At 52.7% G+C, this 20659-nt stretch carries 19 protein-coding genes; 18 read left to right on the forward strand and 1 reads right to left on the reverse strand.

All coding sequences use genetic code 11. The features are described from left to right. Positions 1 to 184: 184 nt before the first annotated feature. The 11 genes from aroQ to AB3N39_RS18790 all read left to right on the forward strand — a co-directional run bounded on the left by aroQ (position 185) and on the right by AB3N39_RS18790 (position 10210). On the forward strand, positions 185 to 637 hold the full coding sequence (aroQ, locus tag AB3N39_RS18740; RefSeq protein WP_023309405.1) for a type II 3-dehydroquinate dehydratase: 453 nt from the start codon (positions 185 to 187) through the stop codon (positions 635 to 637). Between the two features lie 21 nt (positions 638 to 658). Then, a complete protein-coding gene (gene accB, locus AB3N39_RS18745; RefSeq protein WP_010436174.1) occupies positions 659 to 1120 on the forward strand; it encodes an acetyl-CoA carboxylase biotin carboxyl carrier protein in 462 nt (153 codons plus the stop codon). A 10-nt stretch (positions 1121 to 1130) separates the two neighbouring features. Beyond that, the gene (gene accC, locus AB3N39_RS18750) at positions 1131 to 2480 is read left to right on the forward strand and encodes an acetyl-CoA carboxylase biotin carboxylase subunit (protein ID WP_003860388.1); all 1350 of its coding nucleotides are present in this window, start codon (positions 1131 to 1133) and stop codon (positions 2478 to 2480) included. Positions 2481 to 2588: 108 nt separating this feature from the next. Next, positions 2589 to 2831, forward strand: coding sequence for a YhdT family protein (locus AB3N39_RS18755; RefSeq protein ID WP_111964999.1), 243 nt, complete (start codon positions 2589 to 2591; stop codon positions 2829 to 2831). Then, on the forward strand, positions 2821 to 4272 hold the full coding sequence (gene panF, locus AB3N39_RS18760) for a sodium/pantothenate symporter (RefSeq protein WP_252093511.1): 1452 nt from the start codon (positions 2821 to 2823) through the stop codon (positions 4270 to 4272). The genes AB3N39_RS18755 and panF overlap by 11 nt, the downstream gene beginning before the upstream one ends. 11 nt (positions 4273 to 4283) lie before the next feature. Continuing rightward, positions 4284 to 5165, forward strand: a complete 882-nt coding sequence (prmA, locus tag AB3N39_RS18765) for a 50S ribosomal protein L11 methyltransferase (protein ID WP_008502859.1) — start codon at positions 4284 to 4286, stop codon at positions 5163 to 5165. Between the two features lie 128 nt (positions 5166 to 5293). Beyond that, positions 5294 to 6034 (forward strand): carbonic anhydrase, encoded by a 741-nt coding sequence (locus AB3N39_RS18770; protein ID WP_136195210.1) that lies wholly within the window; start codon positions 5294 to 5296, stop codon positions 6032 to 6034. A 330-nt stretch (positions 6035 to 6364) separates the two neighbouring features. Beyond that, positions 6365 to 7330 carry a tRNA dihydrouridine synthase DusB gene (gene dusB, locus AB3N39_RS18775; RefSeq protein WP_136195022.1) on the forward strand — a complete coding sequence of 322 codons (966 nt, stop codon included), beginning with the start codon at positions 6365 to 6367 and terminating at the stop codon, positions 7328 to 7330. Positions 7331 to 7353: 23 nt separating this feature from the next. Further along, positions 7354 to 7650 (forward strand): DNA-binding transcriptional regulator Fis, encoded by a 297-nt coding sequence (fis, locus tag AB3N39_RS18780; RefSeq protein ID WP_000462905.1) that lies wholly within the window; start codon positions 7354 to 7356, stop codon positions 7648 to 7650. Positions 7651 to 7828: 178 nt separating this feature from the next. Further along, positions 7829 to 7993, forward strand: a complete 165-nt coding sequence (locus AB3N39_RS18785; RefSeq protein WP_008502862.1) for a DUF2556 family protein — start codon at positions 7829 to 7831, stop codon at positions 7991 to 7993. 138 nt (positions 7994 to 8131) lie between these two features. Continuing rightward, entirely contained in the window at positions 8132 to 10210 is a 2079-nt protein-coding gene (locus AB3N39_RS18790) for a putative bifunctional diguanylate cyclase/phosphodiesterase (protein WP_367896949.1), read from the forward strand. On the opposite strand, the gene envR is transcribed toward AB3N39_RS18790, so the two are convergent. Continuing rightward, a complete protein-coding gene (envR, locus tag AB3N39_RS18795; RefSeq protein ID WP_136195021.1) occupies positions 10129 to 10845 on the reverse strand; it encodes an acrEF/envCD operon transcriptional regulator in 717 nt (238 codons plus the stop codon). The genes AB3N39_RS18790 and envR overlap by 82 nt on opposite strands. Positions 10846 to 11231: 386 nt before the next feature. Between envR and AB3N39_RS18800 the strand changes: the two genes are divergently transcribed. The 7 genes from AB3N39_RS18800 (at position 11232) to AB3N39_RS18830 (ending at position 20645) form a co-directional block, all read left to right on the forward strand. Then, positions 11232 to 12368: an efflux RND transporter periplasmic adaptor subunit gene (locus AB3N39_RS18800; protein ID WP_367896950.1), complete on the forward strand. Its 1137-nt coding sequence runs from the start codon at positions 11232 to 11234 to the stop codon at positions 12366 to 12368. Between the two features lie 11 nt (positions 12369 to 12379). Then, positions 12380 to 15493, forward strand: a complete 3114-nt coding sequence (locus AB3N39_RS18805) for an efflux RND transporter permease subunit (RefSeq protein WP_136195019.1) — start codon at positions 12380 to 12382, stop codon at positions 15491 to 15493. Between the two features lie 304 nt (positions 15494 to 15797). Then, a complete protein-coding gene (locus tag AB3N39_RS18810) occupies positions 15798 to 16019 on the forward strand; it encodes a lipoprotein (RefSeq protein WP_008502867.1) in 222 nt (73 codons plus the stop codon). A gap of 473 nt (positions 16020 to 16492) precedes the next feature. After that, a complete protein-coding gene (locus AB3N39_RS18815; RefSeq protein WP_143345598.1) occupies positions 16493 to 17518 on the forward strand; it encodes an amino acid ABC transporter substrate-binding protein in 1026 nt (341 codons plus the stop codon). Between the two features lie 66 nt (positions 17519 to 17584). Further along, complete coding sequence (locus AB3N39_RS18820) at positions 17585 to 18766, forward strand: amino acid ABC transporter permease (protein ID WP_143345599.1); 1182 nt, start codon at positions 17585 to 17587, stop codon at positions 18764 to 18766. A 9-nt stretch (positions 18767 to 18775) separates the two neighbouring features. Further along, positions 18776 to 19879 (forward strand): amino acid ABC transporter permease, encoded by a 1104-nt coding sequence (locus tag AB3N39_RS18825; RefSeq protein ID WP_023309439.1) that lies wholly within the window; start codon positions 18776 to 18778, stop codon positions 19877 to 19879. A 7-nt stretch (positions 19880 to 19886) separates the two neighbouring features. After that, on the forward strand, positions 19887 to 20645 hold the full coding sequence (locus AB3N39_RS18830; RefSeq protein ID WP_014171880.1) for an amino acid ABC transporter ATP-binding protein: 759 nt from the start codon (positions 19887 to 19889) through the stop codon (positions 20643 to 20645). Positions 20646 to 20659: the final 14 nt, after the last annotated feature.

Consider the following 20659-nt stretch of genomic DNA (forward strand, 5'->3'; position numbering starts at 1 on the left):
TTTCGGATAGCGGTTGATAATCTTCCCTGATAAGACCAGTATTTAGCTGCTAAATGCTACGAAATCGTTATAATGTGCGACCTTGGTTCGCCTGACAGCGGTTTTAAGCCTCTGAAAAGGTGACATTTGCGTTTCGAAGGTATATTTTGTTTTTTACCCGAAAATCGCAGGAGATAGCGGCATAATGACTGATAAGTTCCATATCTTAGTTTTGAACGGACCGAACCTGAACATGCTCGGCACCCGTGAGCCAGAGAAGTACGGCACGCTGACATTGAGTGAAATTGTTAACCGTCTTGGAACGGAAGCAGCGTCGCTGAATGTGGATTTGGATCATTTTCAGTCGAATGCGGAGTACGCACTCATCGACCGTATTCATCAGGCTAAAGACAATGTGGACTATATCCTGATCAATCCGGCCGCGTTTACGCACACCAGTGTTGCTATCCGCGACGCACTTCTCGCGGTGAGTATCCCGTTTATCGAGATCCACCTGAGTAATGTGCACGCCCGAGAGCCGTTCCGCCACCATTCGTATCTGTCGGATATCGCTGCTGGCGTTATCTGTGGACTGGGCGCAGACGGCTATTCATACGCTTTACAGACAGCGGTAAAACGCTTGTCACAATCACACTAAACAAGAGTACGGAACCCACTCATGGATATTCGTAAGATTAAAAAACTGATCGAGCTGGTTGAAGAATCAGGCATCTCCGAACTGGAAATTTCTGAAGGCGAAGAGTCTGTACGCATCAGCCGTGCAGCCCCAGCCGCTAGCTTCCCGGTAATGCAGCAGGCTTATGCTGCGCCAGTGCAGCAGCCTGCGCTCTCCGCAGCCGTTGCACCAGCAGCTGAAGCCGCACCTGCCGCTGCAGCAGAAATCAGTGGTCACATCGTACGTTCCCCAATGGTTGGTACTTTCTACCGCACCCCGAGCCCTGACGCGAAGGCGTTCATCGAAGTGGGTCAGAAAGTCAACGTCGGCGATACCCTGTGCATCGTAGAAGCGATGAAAATGATGAACCAGATCGAAGCAGACAAATCAGGTACTGTGAAAGCGATTCTGGTCGAAAGTGGTCAGCCGGTTGAATTTGACGAGCCGCTGGTCGTCATCGAGTAACGAGGCGTACATGCTGGATAAAATTGTTATCGCCAACCGCGGCGAGATCGCACTGCGTATTCTTCGTGCCTGTAAAGAACTGGGCATCAAGACCGTCGCTGTGCACTCAAGCGCGGATCGCGATTTAAAACACGTATTGCTGGCGGATGAGACGGTCTGTATTGGCCCGGCTCCGTCCGTAAAAAGCTATCTGAACATCCCGGCTATCATCAGCGCCGCTGAAATCACCGGCGCGGTGGCAATTCATCCGGGTTATGGCTTCCTCTCTGAGAACGCCAACTTTGCTGAGCAGGTTGAACGCTCTGGCTTCATTTTCATCGGCCCGAAAGCCGACACCATCCGCCTGATGGGCGACAAAGTGTCTGCAATCACCGCGATGAAAAAAGCCGGTGTTCCAACCGTACCAGGCTCTGACGGCCCTCTGACCGACGACATGGATGCTAACCGTGCTCATGCTAAACGCATTGGCTACCCGGTTATCATCAAGGCGTCCGGCGGCGGCGGCGGTCGCGGTATGCGCGTTGTGCGTAGCGATGCTGAACTGGCGCAGTCCATCTCCATGACCAAAGCAGAAGCGAAAGCCGCTTTCAGCAATGACATGGTATACATGGAAAAATACCTGGAAAACCCACGCCACATCGAAATTCAGGTGCTGGCTGACGGTCAGGGCAACGCAATCTATCTGGCAGAACGTGACTGCTCCATGCAGCGTCGTCACCAGAAAGTGGTCGAAGAAGCACCAGCGCCGGGCATTACCCCGGAACTGCGTCGCTACATCGGCGAGCGTTGCGCTAAAGCGTGTGTCGATATCGGCTATCGTGGAGCGGGTACCTTTGAGTTCCTGTTCGAGAACGGCGAGTTCTATTTCATCGAAATGAACACCCGTATTCAGGTTGAGCACCCGGTTACCGAAATGATCACCGGCGTTGACCTGATCAAAGAGCAGCTGCGTATCGCTGCAGGCCAGCCGCTTTCCATCAAGCAGGAAGAAGTTGTGGTGAAAGGCCATGCGGTAGAATGCCGTATCAACGCCGAAGACCCGAACACCTTCCTGCCAAGCCCGGGCAAAATCACGCGTTTCCACGCGCCGGGTGGCTTTGGCGTGCGCTGGGAGTCTCATATCTACGCCGGTTACACCGTACCGCCGTACTATGACTCAATGATCGGCAAGCTCATCTGCTACGGCGAAAATCGTGACGTGGCGATTGCCCGCATGAAGAATGCCCTGCAGGAGCTGATCATCGACGGTATCAAAACCAACGTTGATCTGCAGATGCGCATCATGAGCGACGAGCACTTCCAGAATGGTGGAACTAACATCCACTATCTGGAGAAAAAACTCGGTCTGAACGAGAAGTAAGAGACCTGTGTTGCTAAAAGGCCGGATTATCCGGCTTTTTTTATTTCTGGGGCCAGGAAAGGCTCATCATGTACAATCCCCGCTTTCTTCATCCACAAGGGACAATAAATGGACAAACGTTTTGTTCAGGCCCATAAAGAAGCGCGCTGGGCGCTGTGGCTGACCCTTCTCTATCTCGCAGCATGGTTGGTAACTGCTTACTTACCTGACTCCGCTATTGGCTTCACCGGCCTGCCGCACTGGTTCGAAATGGCGTGCCTGCTGGTACCGCTGGTCTTCATCCTGCTGTGCTGGGCAATGGTGAAATTCATCTATCGCGATATCCCGCTGGAGGACGATGATGCAGCTTGAAGTCATTCTGCCGCTTATCGCTTACTTGTTAGTGGTGTTTGGTTTGTCCGTTTACGCCATGCGTAAAAGAACGACGGGCACCTTCCTGAACGAGTATTTTCTTGGTAGCCGCTCGATGGGCGGCGTCGTGCTGGCCATGACGCTTACCGCGACCTACATCAGTGCCAGTTCGTTTATCGGCGGACCCGGAGCAGCCTATAAATACGGGTTAGGCTGGGTGCTTCTGGCGATGATCCAGCTTCCAGCCGTCTGGCTCTCACTGGGCATACTGGGCAAAAAATTTGCCATTCTGGCGCGCCGTTATAATGCCGTGACGCTCAACGATATGCTTTTTGCCCGCTATCAGAGCCGTTTACTGGTGTGGCTGGCCAGCATAAGCCTGCTGGTGGCCTTTATTGGCGCAATGACGGTGCAGTTTATCGGCGGGGCACGCCTGCTGGAAACGGCGGCCGGGATCCCCTACGAGACAGGCTTGATCATCTTCGGAGTCAGCATTGCGCTGTATACCGCGTTCGGCGGATTCCGCGCCAGCGTGCTGAACGATACGATGCAGGGATTGGTGATGCTTGTTGGCACCATTGTTCTGCTGGTGGGCATTGTGCATGCTGCTGGTGGCCTGAGCCACGCAGTCGAAACGCTGGAAACCATCGACCCGAAACTGGTCTCTCCGCAGGGCGCAGATGACATCCTTTCGCCAACCTTTATGACCTCGTTCTGGGTGTTGGTGTGCTTTGGAGTGATTGGCCTGCCGCATACCGCCGTGCGCTGTATCTCTTACAAAGACAGCAAAGCTGTGCACAGAGGTATCATTATCGGCACTATCGTGGTTGCGATCCTGATGTTTGGTATGCACCTGGCGGGCGCGTTAGGTCGGGCAGTTATTCCTGACCTTACCGTACCCGATCTGGTTATCCCAACCCTGATGGTTAAAGTGCTGCCGCCATTTGCCGCCGGGATCTTCCTCGCAGCCCCGATGGCCGCCATTATGTCGACAATCAACGCTCAGCTGCTGCAAAGTTCCGCTACGATCATTAAAGATCTCTATCTGAACCTGCGTCCTGAGCAGGCAGAGAATGAACGGCGCCTGAAGCGCATGTCGGCCATTATTACTCTGACGTTAGGGGCATTGCTGCTGTTAGCCGCATGGCGCCCGCCTGAGATGATCATCTGGCTGAACCTGCTGGCGTTTGGTGGGCTTGAAGCGGTATTCCTGTGGCCGCTGGTGTTAGGGCTCTACTGGGAGCGTGCAAACGCTGCGGGCGCGCTGAGCGGCATGATTGTCGGCGGTGTGCTGTACGCCGTCCTTGCAACGTTTAAGATTCAGTACCTGGGCTTCCATCCGATTGTGCCTTCGTTACTGCTGAGTTTACTGGCGTTTGTGGTGGGAAACCGTTTCGGTCAGCCCGTCCCACAGCCCGCTGTGATTTCTACTGATAAATAAAGAGTTTTGCCATGCCGTGGATCCAACTAAAACTGAACACAACCGGCGCTAACGCCGAGGAACTGAGCGATGCGCTGATGGAGGCCGGTTCGGTCTCTATCACCTTCCAGGACACGCATGACACGCCGGTCTTTGAGCCGTTGCCGGGCGAAACCCGCCTGTGGGGTGATACCGACGTTATTGGCCTGTTTGATGCCGAAACCGACATGAAAGAGGTTGTCGCGATTCTGGAGAATCATCCTCTGCTGGGTGCGGGTTTTGCCCATAAAATCGAACAGCTGGAAGATAAAGACTGGGAACGCGAGTGGATGGATAACTTCCACCCGATGCAGTTCGGCAAACGCCTGTGGATCTGCCCGAGCTGGCGCGAGGTTCCTGATGAAAACGCGGTTAACGTCATGCTCGATCCGGGTCTGGCGTTTGGTACCGGCACCCATCCAACGACCTCCCTGTGTCTGCAGTGGCTGGATGGTCTCGATCTGGACGGTAAGACGGTAATCGACTTCGGCTGTGGATCCGGGATCCTCGCGATTGCCGCCCTGAAACTGGGCGCGGCAAAAGCTATCGGGATCGATATCGATCCGCAGGCGATTCAGGCCAGCCGTGACAACGCCGAGCGTAATGGCGTTTCCGATCGACTGGAGCTGTATTTGCCGGATGCGCAGCCAGAAGCGATGAAAGCCGACGTGGTGGTCGCAAACATTCTGGCGGGCCCACTGCGCGAGCTGGCCCCGCTAATCAGCGTGCTGCCCGTTGAGGGCGGTCTGCTGGGGCTTTCCGGTATCCTGGCAAGCCAGGCCGACAGCGTATGTGAAGCCTACGCCGATCTCTTTGCCCTCGATCCGGTCGTGGAAAAAGAAGAGTGGTGCCGCATCACCGGCCGTAAAAAATAAGAATCTGGCGTGGTCATCTGACCACGCCTTTCTCCCTTTGATAATCCTCTCTCCCCCGGTCATTCTTCGGTAAAATAACCACACAAATCACGTTGGTTTGTATTACAAAAATTCACCGGAAGAATATGATGAAACACATTACAGGCAAGGCAGCGCTGCTGGCGCTGAGCATGATCTCGGCTTCAGCATTTGCATCACACTGGAACTACGAAGGGGAAGGTTCACCGGAACATTGGGGCGAGCTGGACGAGGCCTACAAGACCTGTCAAAGCGGGATGAACCAGTCTCCGATTAATATTGATTCGACCGCTAACGCCCATCTTTCCCCGCTGCAAACCCACTACGTTGATGGCCCTGTTACACTGACAAACAATGGCCATACCATTCAGGCTGGTGAACAGGCTGACACCCGCGATACCCTTACTCTTGATAAGCAAACCTGGACGTTACAACAGTTCCATTTTCACGCGCCGAGCGAAAATACCGTGCATGGCAAAAGGTACGCGATGGAAATGCATCTGGTTCATAAAAATGCCGGCGGGGAACTGACGGTGGTGGCGGTCATGTTTGATAAAGGGGCCACAAACCCGGAGCTTGAAAAACTGTGGCGCGTTATGCCTCAGCAGGCCGAGCAGAACGTCTCCATCAAACAGGATCTCAACCTGAACAAACTGCTGCCGAAAGATAAAACGTACTGGCGCTTTAGCGGTTCACTGACCACCCCGCCGTGTTCAGAAGGCGTCACCTGGATTGTGCTCAAGCAACCCTTGACGGTTTCTGCAGAACAACTTGCCAGATTCACCGGGACAATGCATCACGATAATAACCGTCCGGTACAGTCTCTGCATGGGCGTGTTGTGGTCGAATAACGCCCATCCAGAGGCTAAAGATCATGTTCTAAAATGCGACGCAGATCGCAAAGAAGACGGGAAATCTGCTGCTAAAAACAGCAGATTATCCCGCTCAGGTAAGCCCTTTATTCAGAAATGATGAGAAGTTACGGGAAATTGTAAGCGCCCATAAAATAGTCATTCTCGCATAACACAATGATTTAAATAGTGAATAATTCTTAACGGAAAGATTGAGCGGCGATTCCTTGATCTACAACAGTGGATTGTTCAAAGTTTGGCCTTTCATCTCGTGCAAAAAATGCGTAATATACGCCGCCTTGCAGTCACAGTATGGTCATTTCTTAACTCATGCGCATCGGACACCACCAGCTTAGAAATCGCCTGATCGCAGCCCCAATGGCAGGTATTACAGACCGGCCGTTCAGGACGCTGTGCTATGAGATGGGAGCCGGTTTAACCGTATCCGAGATGATGTCGTCTAACCCGCAGGTTTGGGAAAGCGATAAATCCCGCCTTCGGATGGTGCACGTTGATGAACCAGGTATTCGCACCGTGCAAATTGCCGGAAGCGTGCCTGAAGAGATGGCAGATGCCGCGCGAATTAACGTGGAAAGTGGTGCCCAGATTATTGATATCAATATGGGGTGCCCGGCCAAAAAGGTGAATCGCAAGCTTGCAGGTTCAGCCCTTCTGCAATACCCCGACCAGGTGAAAGCTATCCTGACGGCGGTTGTCAGCGCGGTGGACGTTCCTGTTACGTTGAAGATTCGCACGGGTTGGTCGCCGGAACACCGTAACTGTGTAGAGATTGCCCAACTGGCCGAAGACTGTGGCATTCAGGCCCTGACCATTCATGGACGCACTCGCGCCTGTTTGTTCAACGGCGAAGCTGAATACGACAGCATTCGGGCAGTTAAGCAGAAAGTTTCCATTCCGATTATCGCGAATGGCGACATAACTGACCCGCTTAAAGCCAGGGCTGTACTCGACTATACGGGAGCTGATGCTCTGATGATAGGACGTGCAGCTCAGGGAAGACCCTGGATCTTCCGGGAAATCCAGCATTATCTGGACACTGGGGAGCTGCTTGCCCCGCTGCCTCTGGCAGAGGTTAAGCGCTTGCTTTGTTCGCATGTTCGGGAACTGCATGACCACTACGGTCATGCAAAAGGGTACCGAATTGCGCGTAAACACGTCTCCTGGTATCTCCAGGAGCACGCTCCAGATGACCAGTTTCGGCGCACATTCAACGCCATAGAGGATGCCAGCGTACAGCTGGAGGCGTTGGAGGCATACTTCGAAAATCTTGCGTAATGAAATAAAGAGCTGACAGAACTATGTTCGAACAACGCGTAAATTCTGACGTACTGACCGTTTCTACCGTTAACTCTCAGGACCAGGTAACTCAAAAACCCCTGCGTGACTCGGTTAAACAGGCACTGAAGAACTATTTTGCTCAACTGAATGGTCAGGATGTTAATGACCTGTATGAGCTGGTACTGGCTGAAGTTGAACAGCCACTGTTGGACATGGTGATGCAATACACCCGCGGTAACCAAACCCGCGCTGCGCTGATGATGGGTATCAACCGTGGTACTCTGCGTAAGAAACTGAAAAAATACGGCATGAACTGATACTAATCAGTTGAATGCTTGTTTAAAAAGGCGCTCTTCGGCATGGGGAAGCGCCTTTTTTATTCCCCTGCTTCAGTCCGTCAACGCTTTGTAAACCTTCACTTATCCCGCTTTAAAACCGCAGATTTTGGTGTATATTTCCCCCACCTTACTGGCGCTCTTCTCGCGGAATGACACAATGATTCGTAAATACTGGTGGCTGGTTGTCTTTGCAATCTCCGTTCTCATTTTCGATGCACTCCTGATGCAGTGGATTGAACTGATGAGCACCGAAACCGATAAGTGTCGCAATATGAACTCCGTGAATCCCCTTAAACTCGTGAACTGCTCAGAGCTCGACTAAGCGTCCGATTGCGCAAATCACCTGTTATTACCCACTAAAAACGGGGATTTAAATCCCTTTGAGCCATTACCTGACGGTGATAATGTCTCGCCCTTCTCAACCGCTCTAGCGTAACCCCACACTCGAGTAGAACCGTCCATGCTGGTCAGCCAATACAACCATATCCTTGTCGTCCTCTCCTTTGTTGTTGCCATCCTTGCTGCGTATACCGCATTGAATATGGCTGCACGCGTTGCCGGAAGCGAGGGCGTCGCTGCCCGCGTCTGGCTGGCTGGCGGCGGTATTGCTATGGGTATTGGCGTGTGGGCCATGCATTTTATCGGCATGCTGGCGACGGACCTCTCCATGAGCATGAGCTACAACGCCACCCTGACGGTCTTATCCATGGTCATCGCCGTGGGGTCGTCGCTATTTGCGCTATGGCTCGTTAGCTGCGAGCAATTACGCCTGCGCCGACTGCTGCCCGGAGCGTTGGTGATGGGAAGCGGTATAGTTGCAATGCATTACACCGGTATGGCGGCGCTGGAAGTGATGCCCGGGATTATCTGGGACAAGGTCTGGGTGGCCATTTCGGTCGCGATTGCGCTTGCCGCTTCACTCGCGGCGTTATGGCTGACCTTCCGCCTGCGCCACGAAGCAGCGCAGGTCGTGCTGATGCGCATGGGTGCCGCCATCACGATGGGAATTGCCATTGCCGGTATGCACTATGCCGGGATGAAAGCGGCGCAGTTTCCGATGTCCACAATGGGTCATCATGAGGGTATCAACGGGAGCTGGCTGGCGGTGCTGGTCAGCGTCGTCGCGCTCTCTATTCTTGGGATCACCCTGCTGGTCTCGATGCTGGATGCCCGCCTTCAGGCTCGTACCGCCCTTTTGGCCTCGTCGCTTGCAGAAGCTAACCGGGAACTCGCTCAACTGGCTCTACACGATACCCTCACGCGTCTGCCCAACCGTATCCTGCTGGAAGACAGACTCGATCAGGCCATCAGCAAAGCCGATCGTGAAAGAACCCATTTTGCCCTGATGTTCATGGATCTTGACGGTTTTAAAGCCATCAATGATGCCTACGGCCATGATGTCGGTGACAGGCTGCTGGTCGCCGTTACACAGCGTCTGCTGCTTCTCCTGAAAGGCCAGTTCACCCTTGCACGTATTGGCGGTGATGAGTTTGTTCTGCTGGCAGAGGGAGAAGGTCCGGACGACGCGGCGTCGCTGGCGAATTCGCTGGTACGCGCGATCGATAGTCCATTCAATCTCAGTCCCTATGAACTGGTGGTTACCCTCAGCATTGGTATTGCGCTGTACCCTCACGACGGCAAAACCGAGCGTGAGCTGATGTTTAACGCCGACGCGGCGATGTATCACACGAAGCATATGGGCCGTAACGGTTACCATTTTTTCCAGCCCTCCATGAACACCCTGGCGCAGACCCATCTCCAGTTAATGAACGATTTGTGGATGGCAATCGAGCGCAATGAGCTGCGCCTGCTTTATCAGCCAAAATTCAACGCCCCCGCGGGTCCTGTCCTCGGATTCGAGGCGTTATTACGCTGGCAGCATCCTAAGCAGGGGTTACTGACCCCTGACCTTTTCCTGCCGCTGGCGGAAAAAACGGGGCTGATCATCCCCATAGGCAACTGGGTGATTAATGAAGCCTGTCGCCAGCTGCGGGAATGGCATCTGCAGGGGCATCAAAGCTGGTCAATGGCGGTAAACCTGTCGACACTGCAGTTTGAACAACCTTCGCTGGTTAAAACGGTTCTCGACTGCCTGGCACTTCACCAGGTGCCACCGGAATTGTTGATCCTCGAAGTGACGGAAACCACGGCGATGAGCAACCCGAATGAGAGCGTACGAGTGCTGACAGAGCTGACGGATGCGGGGGTGAAAGCCTCCATTGATGATTTTGGCACCGGATATTCAAGCCTGCTGTACCTCAAACGCTTACCGGCCTGCGAACTAAAAATCGACAGGGCGTTTGTACAAGAGCTTAGCGGGGAGAGTGAGGATGCGACTATTGTCTCAGCGATTGTAGCCCTTGCAAAAACACTTAACCTGAAAGTCGTGGCTGAAGGTGTAGAAACCGAAGCGCAGCAGGCCTTTTTGACCGAGCTAGGCTGTAACACCCTTCAGGGTTATCTGTTAGGTAAACCCGTCAGCGCGGAAACCATCGAAGCACTTTGTGCCCGAGGGGAAATGTTACCTGCCGCTGAGTAGTAAGCATCATCAGGCGACACGCGAATGACAGGAAGTGTCGCCAGAATGCTATCAACCAGGGCGGGGGCCTGCTGATAAAGATTAAAACTGTCGGTATTCATTAGCCAGTTTTTAATTATGCCGCTAAAAAACCCGTGGAATACAATCAAGGTGAGATCAACATTCACCTTTGGCGAAATGATATTCCGCGAAATACAGGTCTCCAGCGTGGCACGGAGCGTATCATCATTAAATCCAATACGTTTTCTGATTTCATGCTCTGAAATCATATCACCGCTAAATTCACACTTATGATACAGGATTTGTAAAAGCGCACATTGCCGGGGTTCATGGGCAATATACTGCAGCGCAGTAATAAATTGCTCACGAAGTTTTAACAAGGGATCGTCACTATCGGAAAGGGAAAGCCTGTCGCGGATAATGTCGCGAAGGGGTAATTGCTGTTCCCAGATGGCATTAAATATTTCAGATTTACTGGTGAAGTGCCAGTAGATAGCGCCGCGCGTCACCTTAGCAGCATCAGCGATATCCGTCAGCGTCGTGCTGGCTACGCCACGCGTCGCAAACTGTCCGATAGCCGCCTCAATCAGTTTCTGCCGGGTTTGTTGAGCTTCGTCTTTCTTTTTACGCGCCATAGGCAACTACTCGTGACTCAGAAGGTTTAAAGGTAATATTGCGTTCATGCAAATGTAAGTATTCACTAAAATCCGTTTTAATTTTGCACAAAAAAAGTCACCTCTATTAATTTATAATTAATACAAATACATTAAATCAATTAAATTGGCGGCATGAATAACAAGAAGCATTAAACTCACTTACCTGATTAACATACATGAAGTATACCCCTGAATGGACATGGTCTGATTCTGATTTTTTCTGCAAGCATGGTCATTCGCACTTATAAATTAAAAAAGATTAAATACCCTCATTATTATACGCAGCTACATTTTATTTTTTTATCCCTCTGCCCCGCTACCGATTCGCGGCATATATCGGTTTATGGGTATTTAAAGGAACAGTAATGACGAATCATTTCAGACGCTTGCCCTTATCCGGTTTCATTGTCTGCGCGGTACTGCTCACTGGATGCGATGGTCAGGAAAATCAACAACACCTGCAGGCACCTCAGGTCAGCGTGCATATTGTGCAAAGTGCACCTCTGGCTGTCACCACTGAACTCCCGGGAAGAACAGATGCGTTCCGCGTTGCAGAGGTTCGTCCGCAGGTTAGCGGTATCATCCTGCGCCGCAACTTCACGGAAGGTAGCGATGTAAAAGCCGGGGATTCGCTTTATCAGATTGATCCTGCAACCTATCAGGCGGCATACGATAACGCGAAAGGCGAGCTGGCGAAGGCCCAGGCGGCGGCCAATATTGCGCACCTGACGGTGAAACGTTATCTCCCGCTGGTCGGCACACAGTATGTCAGCAAGCAAGAGTATGACCAGGCCGTCGCCACGGCCCAGCAGGCAGATGCCAGCGTCGTCGCCGCCAAAGCGGGCGTTGAAAGTGCACGAATCAATCTTGCTTATACCAAGGTGACGTCTCCCGTCGATGGTCGCATCGGCAAATCCAGCGTGACGGAAGGGGCGCTGGTGACGAACGGACAAACCGCTGCACTGGCAACGGTCCAGCAGCTCGATCCTATTTATGTCGATGTCACCCAGTCCAGCAATGATTTTATGCGCCTTAAACAAACGGGCCTGCAAAAAGGCGGTAACGCCAGCAGCGTTGAGCTACTGATGGAGAACGGACAGCCCTATCCGCTGAAAGGCACATTGCAGTTCTCTGACGTCACGGTGGACGAAAGTACCGGCTCGATTACCCTGCGCGCCATTTTCCCGAATCCTCAACATCTGCTGTTACCCGGCATGTTCGTTCGCGCCCGCATTGATGAAGGTACGCAGCCGGATGCGATTCTGGTTCCCCAGCAAGGCGTGACCCGCACGCCGCGAGGCGAAGCCACCGTGATGGTGGTGAACGATAAAAACCAGGTTGAGTCGCGTACCGTCGTTGCGCCTCAGGCGATTGGGGACCGCTGGCTGGTAACCGAAGGGCTGAAAAACGGTGACCGCGTGATCGTCAGCGGGCTACAGAAAATCAGACCGGGGGTAACCGTCGTCGCCACGCCGGATACCACAACGACTCCAGCCGGTTAAGGGACGACGACATGGCTAATTTCTTTATTCAGAGACCGGTTTTCGCCTGGGTACTTGCTATCATTTTGATGATTGCTGGCGGGCTGGCCATTCTCAAACTTCCCGTCGCACAGTATCCGACCATTGCACCTCCCGCCGTGGCGATATCCGCGACCTACCCGGGAGCAGATGCCCAGACAGTACAGGATACCGTGACCCAGGTTATCGAACAGAACATGAACGGTATCGATAACCTGATGTATATGTCCTCCACCAGCGATTCAGCGGGCAACGTCACCATCACTCTGACCTTCGAGTCAGGAACCGATCCGGATATCGCTCAGGTGCAGGTGCAGAACAAGCTGCAGCTCGCGATGCCGCTGCTGCCGCAAGAGGTGCAGCAGCAAGGAATGGGCGTGGAGAAATCCAGCAGCAGCTTCCTGCTGGTCGCCGGCTTTGTTTCAGACAACAAGAATCTTACACAGAACGACATCTCTGATTACGTCGCCTCAAACGTCAAAGATGCCATCAGCCGAACGTCTGGCGTCGGCGACGTGCAGCTGTTTGGTGCTCAGTATGCGATGCGCATCTGGCTTGACAGCAACGCGATGAACAAATACCAGTTGACGCCGCTGGATATTATCAGCCAGCTGAAAACGCAGAACGACCAGATAGCGGCAGGCCAGCTGGGCGGAACGCCGTCCATTCCCGGTCAGCAGCTGAATGCCTCGATCATCGCGCAAACTCGCCTGAAATCACCGGAGGAATTTGGCCGCGTGACGCTCAAGGTGAATCAGGACGGCTCGATGGTTCATCTGAAGGATGTGGCTCGCATTGAGCTCGGTGGCGAAAACTATAACATGGTCACTAAAATCAACGGGCAGGCAGCAACCGGTCTCGGGATCAAGCTGGCAACCGGAGCAAATGCGCTGGACACCGCGGCTGCCATTAAGAGCAAGCTGGCGCAACTGCAGCAGTTCTTCCCACAGGGTCTGAAAGTTGTCTATCCCTATGACACCACGCCTTTTGTAAAAATCTCTATTCACGAAGTGGTGAAGACCCTGTTTGAAGCAATCATTCTCGTCTTCCTGGTCATGTACCTGTTCCTGCAAAACCTGCGGGCGACACTCATCCCGACTATCGCGGTGCCGGTCGTTCTGCTGGGTACCTTCGCGGTTCTGGCGGCATTTGGTTTCTCCATCAATACCCTGACGATGTTCGGCATGGTGCTGGCGATAGGTCTGCTGGTCGATGACGCTATTGTGGTCGTTGAGAACGTTGAACGCGTCATGGTCGAGGATAACCTGCCGCCCAAAGAGGCCACGCAGAAGTCGATGGAGCAGATCCAGGGTGCGCTGGTAGGGATCGCCATGGTGCTCTCGGCGGTCTTTATTCCAATGGCCTTTTTTGGCGGCTCGACTGGAGCAATATATCGCCAGTTCTCACTGACTATCGTGTCCGCTATGGCGCTGTCGGTACTGGTTGCGCTAATCCTGACGCCCGCACTCTGCGCAACGTTGCTTAAGCCCGTATCCGACGACCATCGTCAGAAAAAAGGTGGCTTTTTCAGCTGGTTTAATGCGCTCTTTGATAAAAGCGTGGAGCACTACAGCAACAGCGTGAGCGGTATTTTGCGCAAGACAGGGCGCTATCTGGTGGTGTACGTCATCATCGTCGGTGGGATGGCGGTGCTCTTCCTGCGCTTACCTACCTCCTTTCTGCCCGAAGAGGATCAGGGGGTGTTCATGACGATGGTTCAACTCCCGGCAGGTGCAACTCAGACGCGTACTCAACAGGTGCTCGACCAGGTACAGGACTATTACCTGAACAAAGAGAAGGCGAACGTCCAATCCGTCTTTACCGTAAATGGCTTTAGCTTTAGCGGCCAGGGTCAGAACGCCGGCATTGCCTTCGTCAGCCTGAAGCCCTGGGAGGAACGCCCGGGACAGAAAAACGGCGTTGAGGCGATTGTCGGTCGCGCGACTAAAGCCTTCAGTCAGATTAAAGATGGCCTCGTGTTCCCGTTTAACCTGCCTGCAATTATCGAACTGGGTACCGCTACGGGCTTCGATTTTGAATTGATCGATCAGGCTAACCTGGGGCATACCCAGCTGACTCAGGCGCGTAACCAACTGCTTAACATGGTGAAAGAGCACTCTGATCTGCTGGTTAGCGTGCGTCCTAACGGTCTTGAAGATACGCCCCAGTTCAAGCTGGATGTCGACCAGGAGAAAGCACAGGCGCTGGGCGTCAGTCTTTCTGACGTCAACCAGACGATTTCAACGGCCTTAGGTGGCACCTATGTGAACGACTTTATCGATCATGGGCGCGTGAAAAAAGTCTACGTACAGGCCGACGCAAAATTCCGTATGTTGCCAGGAGATATTAACAACCTTTACGTGCGCAGCGCGAATGGAGAAATGGTCCCTTTCTCAGCCTTTAGCAACGCTCGCTGGGTCTATGGTTCACCCCGACTGGAGCGCTATAACGGGATGCCCTCTATGGAGATCCTCGGTGAGTCAGCCCCGGGTAAAAGTACCGGTGAGGCTATGGCTATGATGGAAAGCCTCGCGGCAAAACTGCCTTCCGGTATCGGATATGACTGGACGGGGATGTCTTATCAGGAGCGGCTTTCGGGTAACCAGGCACCTGCCCTGTACGCCATTTCACTGATCGTGGTGTTCCTGTGTCTGGCAGCGCTGTATGAAAGCTGGTCCATTCCGTTCTCCGTTATGCTGGTTGTGCCGCTGGGGGTCATTGGGGCGCTTCTCGCAGCGTCGCTGCGTGGATTAAACAATGACGTCTATTTCCAGGTCGGTCTGCTGACGACGATTGGTTTATCGGCGAAAAACGCCATTTTGATCGTCGAATTTGCTAAGGACCTGATGGAGAAAGAAGGTAAAGGCATCATTGAAGCCACACTGGAGGCGTCAAGGATGCGCCTTCGACCGATCCTGATGACTTCCCTGGCTTTTATCCTTGGCGTCATGCCGCTGGTGATCAGCTCAGGGGCCGGGAGCGGCGCGCAAAACGCCGTCGGTACGGGCGTGATGGGGGGGATGCTTTCCGCAACGCTTCTGGCGATTTTCTTCGTGCCCGTCTTCTTTGTGGTTGTCCGTCGACGCTTTACCCGTCATAAAGATTAACATGTCCCTAAAAAGGCACCTCGGGTGCCTTTTTTATTTTTAAGATAAACAATGAATTAGGCATTAAGCAAAAGTCACGTTAAAAATACGATGATTTGCATTAAGTAAAAACACTCTATTATCCCTTCATAATGTCTCCATTAATTCGTCCTGAAACCGACTTTTCTCCACGATTTTTACAAACTACATAATTTGAGATTATTCCTCGTGTAACGTGGACTTACCCCGGTGGTAAAATAACCTCCAGTTCGTTAATTGCCCTCCTGGCTTTATAGCGGACGAGAAATAATACTGAGGTAACATCATGAAAAGATTCATTTCCGTTGCACTCCTCGCTGCGCTGCTTGCTGGTTGCGCGCACGACTCTCCATGTGTACCGGTTTACGACGACCAGGGCCGACTGGTTCATACCAATACCTGTATGAAAGGCACCACCCAGGATAACTGGGAAACTGCGGGTGCTATCGCCGGCGGTGCTGCCGCAGTGGCGGGTTTGACGCTGGGTATTGTTGCCCTGACGAAGTAACTGCTGTTAAGAAAGCGCGGCTCTGACCGCGCTTTTGCTTTTAATCAGTGCACTATTTTCAAATAAGTAAAAAAATAGCCCCGTATTTATTCACGCTGTTCATTTCATGCTGAAGCCAGTCACATCTTTTTCGTATACTCATTTAAATTACCGGTTCTATTGTGATGATTTTCACACATTAATATTATTGAATATCCTGCCAATATTCACGCTAGAAACTATCTCGTCTTTTTCCTGACGCGACTCAAAACTTTTGCTCCAATTTGTGGCGCAGGTTGTAATTTCGCACCGTTTCAGGGCGCTCGTTTTATTTAAGCCTGTCTAAACTCAGCATTAAGCGTTCACTCATCTCTAATTTTGTCGGACGCAAAACTGGCATTACGTTTGCTTTATAAACGTTGGCCAACGCCACAGACAGGTAAAGCGTTTAAAAACGCCTCTATAACGATAAATTTCGCCACACAGGATGCATTATGAAAAAGACGATGATAGCCAGCCTGGCCGCTGCAGGCATGATGTTTGCCTTAGCCGGTCAAGCCCATGCGGGAACGACACTGGATGCCGTTAAAAAGAAAGGTTTTGTTCAATGCGGTATCAGTGACGGTTTGCCTGGCTTCTCTTATGCCGATGCGAACGGCAAATTTACCGGTATCGATGTGGACGTCTGCCGTGGCGTTGCTGCCGCCGTTTTTGGTGATGACAGCAAAGTAAAATATACCCCGCTGACGGCGAAAGAACGCTTTACGGCGCTGCAGTCCGGTGAGGTTGACATGCTCTCCCGTAATACCACCTGGACTTCCTCCCGCGACGCAGGGATGGGGATGTCATTCACGGGCGTGACCTATTATGACGGTATCGGCTTCCTGACCCACAATAAAGCGGGCCTGAAAAGCGCCAAAGAGCTGGATGGCGCTACCGTTTGTATTCAGGCGGGCACCGATACCGAGCTGAACGTCGCCGATTATTTCAAAGCAAATAACATGAAATACACGCCAGTGACATTCGACCGCTCGGATGAGTCGGCCAAAGCGCTGGAATCCGGCCGTTGCGACACGCTGGCCTCTGACCAGTCACAGCTGTATGCCTTACGCATTAAGCTGAGCAACCCGGCAGAATGGATTGTTCTGCCTGAAGTGATCTCCAAAGAACCTCTCGGGCCGGTGGTACGTCGTGGCGATGAAGACTGGTTCTCCATTGTTCGCTGGACGCTGTTTGCCATGCTGAACGCAGAAGAGATGGGCATCAACTCGAAAAACGTGGATGAGAAAGCGGCTAAACCATCCAACCCGGATATGGCACACCTGCTGGGTACAGAAGGTGATTTCGGCAAGGATCTGAAGCTGGATAACAAGTGGGCCTACAACATCATCAAACAGGTGGGCAACTACTCTGAGATCTTTGAACGCAACGTGGGATCGGAAAGCCCGCTGAAGATCAAACGCGGCCAGAACAATCTCTGGAACAACGGCGGTATTCAGTACGCACCACCAGTACGTTAAGTCATAGCTGTAACGGGCACTGCTCCGGCAGTGCCCACTCCAGAGTCATGGTTACTGAGGTTTCTTATGTCCCATCGCCGCTCAGCCGTAAAAGGATCGCTATCCTTTTCTCATCCCGCGGTCCGCGCCTGGCTATTCCAGATTATTGCTATTGTTGCGGTTGTTCTCATCGCCGTGTATCTCATCCATAACACCATCACCAACCTGAATAATCGCGGCATTACCTCCGGTTTCGCGTTTTTAGACCGCAGCGCGGGATTTGGCATTGTTCAGCATCTTATTGATTACCAGGAAGGTGACACGTATGGACGCGTGTTCGTGGTCGGTTTACTGAATACGCTGCTGGTATCGGCGCTTTGTATCGTCTTCGCGTCGATACTGGGCTTCTTTATCGGTCTGGCGCGTCTTTCTGAAAACTGGCTCCTGCGGAAGCTGTCGACTGTTTATATTGAAACGTTCCGCAATATCCCCCCGCTCCTGCAGATCTTCTTCTGGTATTTTGCCGTCTTGCGTAACCTACCCGGCCCCCGTCAGGCCGTCGACGCGTTTGAGCTTTTTTTCCTGAGCAACCGTGGGCTATCCATTCCTTCTCCTCTGCCAGGTGAAGGTCTGTACGCTTTTATCGGCGCGATTGCAATCGCGCTTGCTCTCACTGTTGGGGTATTCCGTTTTAACCGCACGCATCAGATCAAAACCGGTCAGCTTCGCAGAACCTGGCCCACGGCAGTCGTCCTGATCGTTAGCCTGCCGCTGGTGGCTCACTGGCTGTTTGGGGCCGCACTGCACTGGGACATTCCCCATCTGCGGGGCTTCAACTTTCAGGGCGGGATGGTATTAATTCCCGAGCTGGCAGCTCTGACATTGGCGCTGTCGATTTATACGTCCGCGTTTATTGCCGAGATTATCCGTGCCGGGATCCAGGCCGTACCTTACGGACAGCACGAGGCGGCACGCTCACTGGGATTACCGCATACCGTGACGCTTCGCCAGGTCATCATCCCGCAGGCTTTACGGGTCATCATTCCGCCGCTGACCAGCCAGTATCTTAATATTGTCAAAAACTCGTCGCTGGCCGCTGCCATTGGTTATCCCGATATGGTGTCGCTCTTCGCCGGAACCGTGCTTAACCAGACCGGACAAGCCATTGAAACCATCGCCATCACCATGTCTGTCTATCTCATCATCAGCCTGGTGATTTCATTGCTGATGAACCTTTATAACCGTCGTATAGCACTGGTCGAGCGCTAAGGATTTATGATGACAAAAGCGATACTGTCGCACTCCTCGCGCCCTGCCAACTCGACAGGTGGACGTTTCATTCTCTGGGCGCGCAAGAATCTGTTCTCCAGCTGGAGTAACAGCCTGCTGACGATTGTCTGCCTGTGGCTCATGTGGGAGTTGATTCCTCCCCTGCTGAACTGGGCGTTTTTACAGGCCAACTGGGTCGGTTCAACCCGGGCAGACTGTACAAAAGCCGGCGCCTGCTGGGTGTTTATCCATGAACGCTTTGGTCAGTTCATGTATGGGCTGTATCCGCATGAACAGCGCTGGCGGATTAATCTGGCGCTGGTTATCGGCCTGCTCTCTGTCGCAGTCATGTTCTGGAAAAAGCTGCCTCACCGTGGACGCTATATTGCCGTCTGGGCGGTGGTTTATCCGATTATTGTCTGGGTGCTGCTCTATGGCGGTTTTCTGGGGCTGGAACGCGTTGAAACACGCCAGTGGGGCGGGCTGACGCTGACGCTGATTATCGCATCAGTGGGGATAGCCGGTGCGCTACCGTGGGGGATTCTACTTGCTCTGGGGCGACGTTCAAAAATGCCGATCGTCCGCGTGCTCTCCGTTATCTTCATTGAGTTCTGGCGCGGCGTACCTCTTATTACCGTTCTCTTTATGTCGTCGGTCATGCTACCGCTGTTTATGGCAGAAGGTACAACGATCGACAAACTGATCCGTGCCCTGGTCGGGGTGATTCTCTTCCAGTCCGCCTATGTCGCTGAAGTTGTTCGTGGTGGTCTGCAGGCGTTGCCTAAAGGGCAGTACGAAGCGGCGGAGTCACTGGCTCTCGGTTACTGGAAAACGCAGGGGCTGGTCATTCTTCCCCAGGCACTCAAGCTGGTCATCCCGGGTCTGGTCAACACGATCATTGCCCTCTTCAAGGATACCAGCCTGGTGATCATCATCGGATTGTTCGATCTCTTTAGCAGCGTGCAGCAGGCAACCGTTGACCCAGTCTGGCTGGGTATGTCCACCGAAGGATATGTCTTTGCTGCCCTGATCTACTGGATCTTTTGTTTTAGCATGTCGCGCTACAGCCAGCATCTGGAAAAGCGCTTTAACACCGGGCGTACACCGCACTGAGGAAATTATGAGCCAAATAACTATGACACCTGCCGACGCGATGATTACGCTGGAAAATGTGAATAAATGGTACGGACAGTTTCATGTCCTGAAGGACATTAATCTCAAGGTCAAGCAGGGCGAACGCATCGTCCTTTGCGGCCCTTCTGGCTCCGGGAAATCCACAACCATTCGCTGTATTAATCATCTTGAAGAACATCAGCAAGGACGCATTGTGGTTGATGGTATCGAGCTGAATGAAGATATCCGCAATATCGAACGCGTGCGTCAGGAAGTGGGTATGGTCTTTCAGCACTTTAATCTGTTTCCGCACCTGACCGTTCTGCAGAACTGTACGCTTGCACCGATTTGGGTACGGAAGATGCCGAAAAAGGAAGCCGAGGCGTTGGCAATGCACTACCTGGAGCGAGTGCGCATCGCAGAGCATGCCAATAAGTTCCCTGGCCAGATATCGGGTGGCCAGCAGCAGCGTGTGGCTATCGCCCGTTCTCTGTGTATGAAACCGAAAATTATGCTGTTTGATGAACCGACATCTGCCCTCGATCCGGAAATGGTGAAAGAGGTTCTGGACACCATGATTGGGCTGGCACAATCCGGCATGACCATGCTGTGCGTGACGCATGAGATGGGTTTTGCACGAACCGTCGCCGATCGGGTGATCTTTATGGACCGTGGGGAGATTGTTGAGCAGGCGCCACCGGATGAGTTCTTTGCGCATCCGAAGTCAGAGCGTACGCGAGCATTCCTGTCGCAGGTGATTCATTAATCAGCAGTTTTTGC

The organism is Enterobacter vonholyi, from assembly GCF_040834095.1.
Taxonomy (GTDB): domain Bacteria; phylum Pseudomonadota; class Gammaproteobacteria; order Enterobacterales; family Enterobacteriaceae; genus Enterobacter; species Enterobacter vonholyi.

Excerpts from the sequence above, each read along its gene's own strand:
- aroQ (WP_023309405.1), top strand. The coding sequence starts at position 185 with ATGACTGATAAGTTCCATATCTTAGTTTTGAACGGACCGAACCTGAAC.
- accB (WP_010436174.1), top strand. The coding sequence starts at position 659 with ATGGATATTCGTAAGATTAAAAAACTGATCGAGCTGGTTGAAGAATCA.
- accC (WP_003860388.1), top strand. The coding sequence starts at position 1,131 with ATGCTGGATAAAATTGTTATCGCCAACCGCGGCGAGATCGCACTGCGT.
- AB3N39_RS18755 (WP_111964999.1), top strand. The coding sequence starts at position 2,589 with ATGGACAAACGTTTTGTTCAGGCCCATAAAGAAGCGCGCTGGGCGCTG.
- panF (WP_252093511.1), top strand. The coding sequence starts at position 2,821 with ATGCAGCTTGAAGTCATTCTGCCGCTTATCGCTTACTTGTTAGTGGTG.
- prmA (WP_008502859.1), top strand. The coding sequence starts at position 4,284 with ATGCCGTGGATCCAACTAAAACTGAACACAACCGGCGCTAACGCCGAG.
- AB3N39_RS18770 (WP_136195210.1), top strand. The coding sequence starts at position 5,294 with ATGAAACACATTACAGGCAAGGCAGCGCTGCTGGCGCTGAGCATGATC.
- dusB (WP_136195022.1), top strand. The coding sequence starts at position 6,365 with ATGCGCATCGGACACCACCAGCTTAGAAATCGCCTGATCGCAGCCCCA.
- fis (WP_000462905.1), top strand. The coding sequence starts at position 7,354 with ATGTTCGAACAACGCGTAAATTCTGACGTACTGACCGTTTCTACCGTT.
- AB3N39_RS18785 (WP_008502862.1), top strand. The coding sequence starts at position 7,829 with ATGATTCGTAAATACTGGTGGCTGGTTGTCTTTGCAATCTCCGTTCTC.
- AB3N39_RS18790 (WP_367896949.1), top strand. The coding sequence starts at position 8,132 with ATGCTGGTCAGCCAATACAACCATATCCTTGTCGTCCTCTCCTTTGTT.
- envR (WP_136195021.1), bottom strand. The coding sequence starts at position 10,845 with ATGGCGCGTAAAAAGAAAGACGAAGCTCAACAAACCCGGCAGAAACTG.
- AB3N39_RS18800 (WP_367896950.1), top strand. The coding sequence starts at position 11,232 with ATGACGAATCATTTCAGACGCTTGCCCTTATCCGGTTTCATTGTCTGC.
- AB3N39_RS18805 (WP_136195019.1), top strand. The coding sequence starts at position 12,380 with ATGGCTAATTTCTTTATTCAGAGACCGGTTTTCGCCTGGGTACTTGCT.
- AB3N39_RS18810 (WP_008502867.1), top strand. The coding sequence starts at position 15,798 with ATGAAAAGATTCATTTCCGTTGCACTCCTCGCTGCGCTGCTTGCTGGT.
- AB3N39_RS18815 (WP_143345598.1), top strand. The coding sequence starts at position 16,493 with ATGAAAAAGACGATGATAGCCAGCCTGGCCGCTGCAGGCATGATGTTT.
- AB3N39_RS18820 (WP_143345599.1), top strand. The coding sequence starts at position 17,585 with ATGTCCCATCGCCGCTCAGCCGTAAAAGGATCGCTATCCTTTTCTCAT.
- AB3N39_RS18825 (WP_023309439.1), top strand. The coding sequence starts at position 18,776 with ATGACAAAAGCGATACTGTCGCACTCCTCGCGCCCTGCCAACTCGACA.
- AB3N39_RS18830 (WP_014171880.1), top strand. The coding sequence starts at position 19,887 with ATGAGCCAAATAACTATGACACCTGCCGACGCGATGATTACGCTGGAA.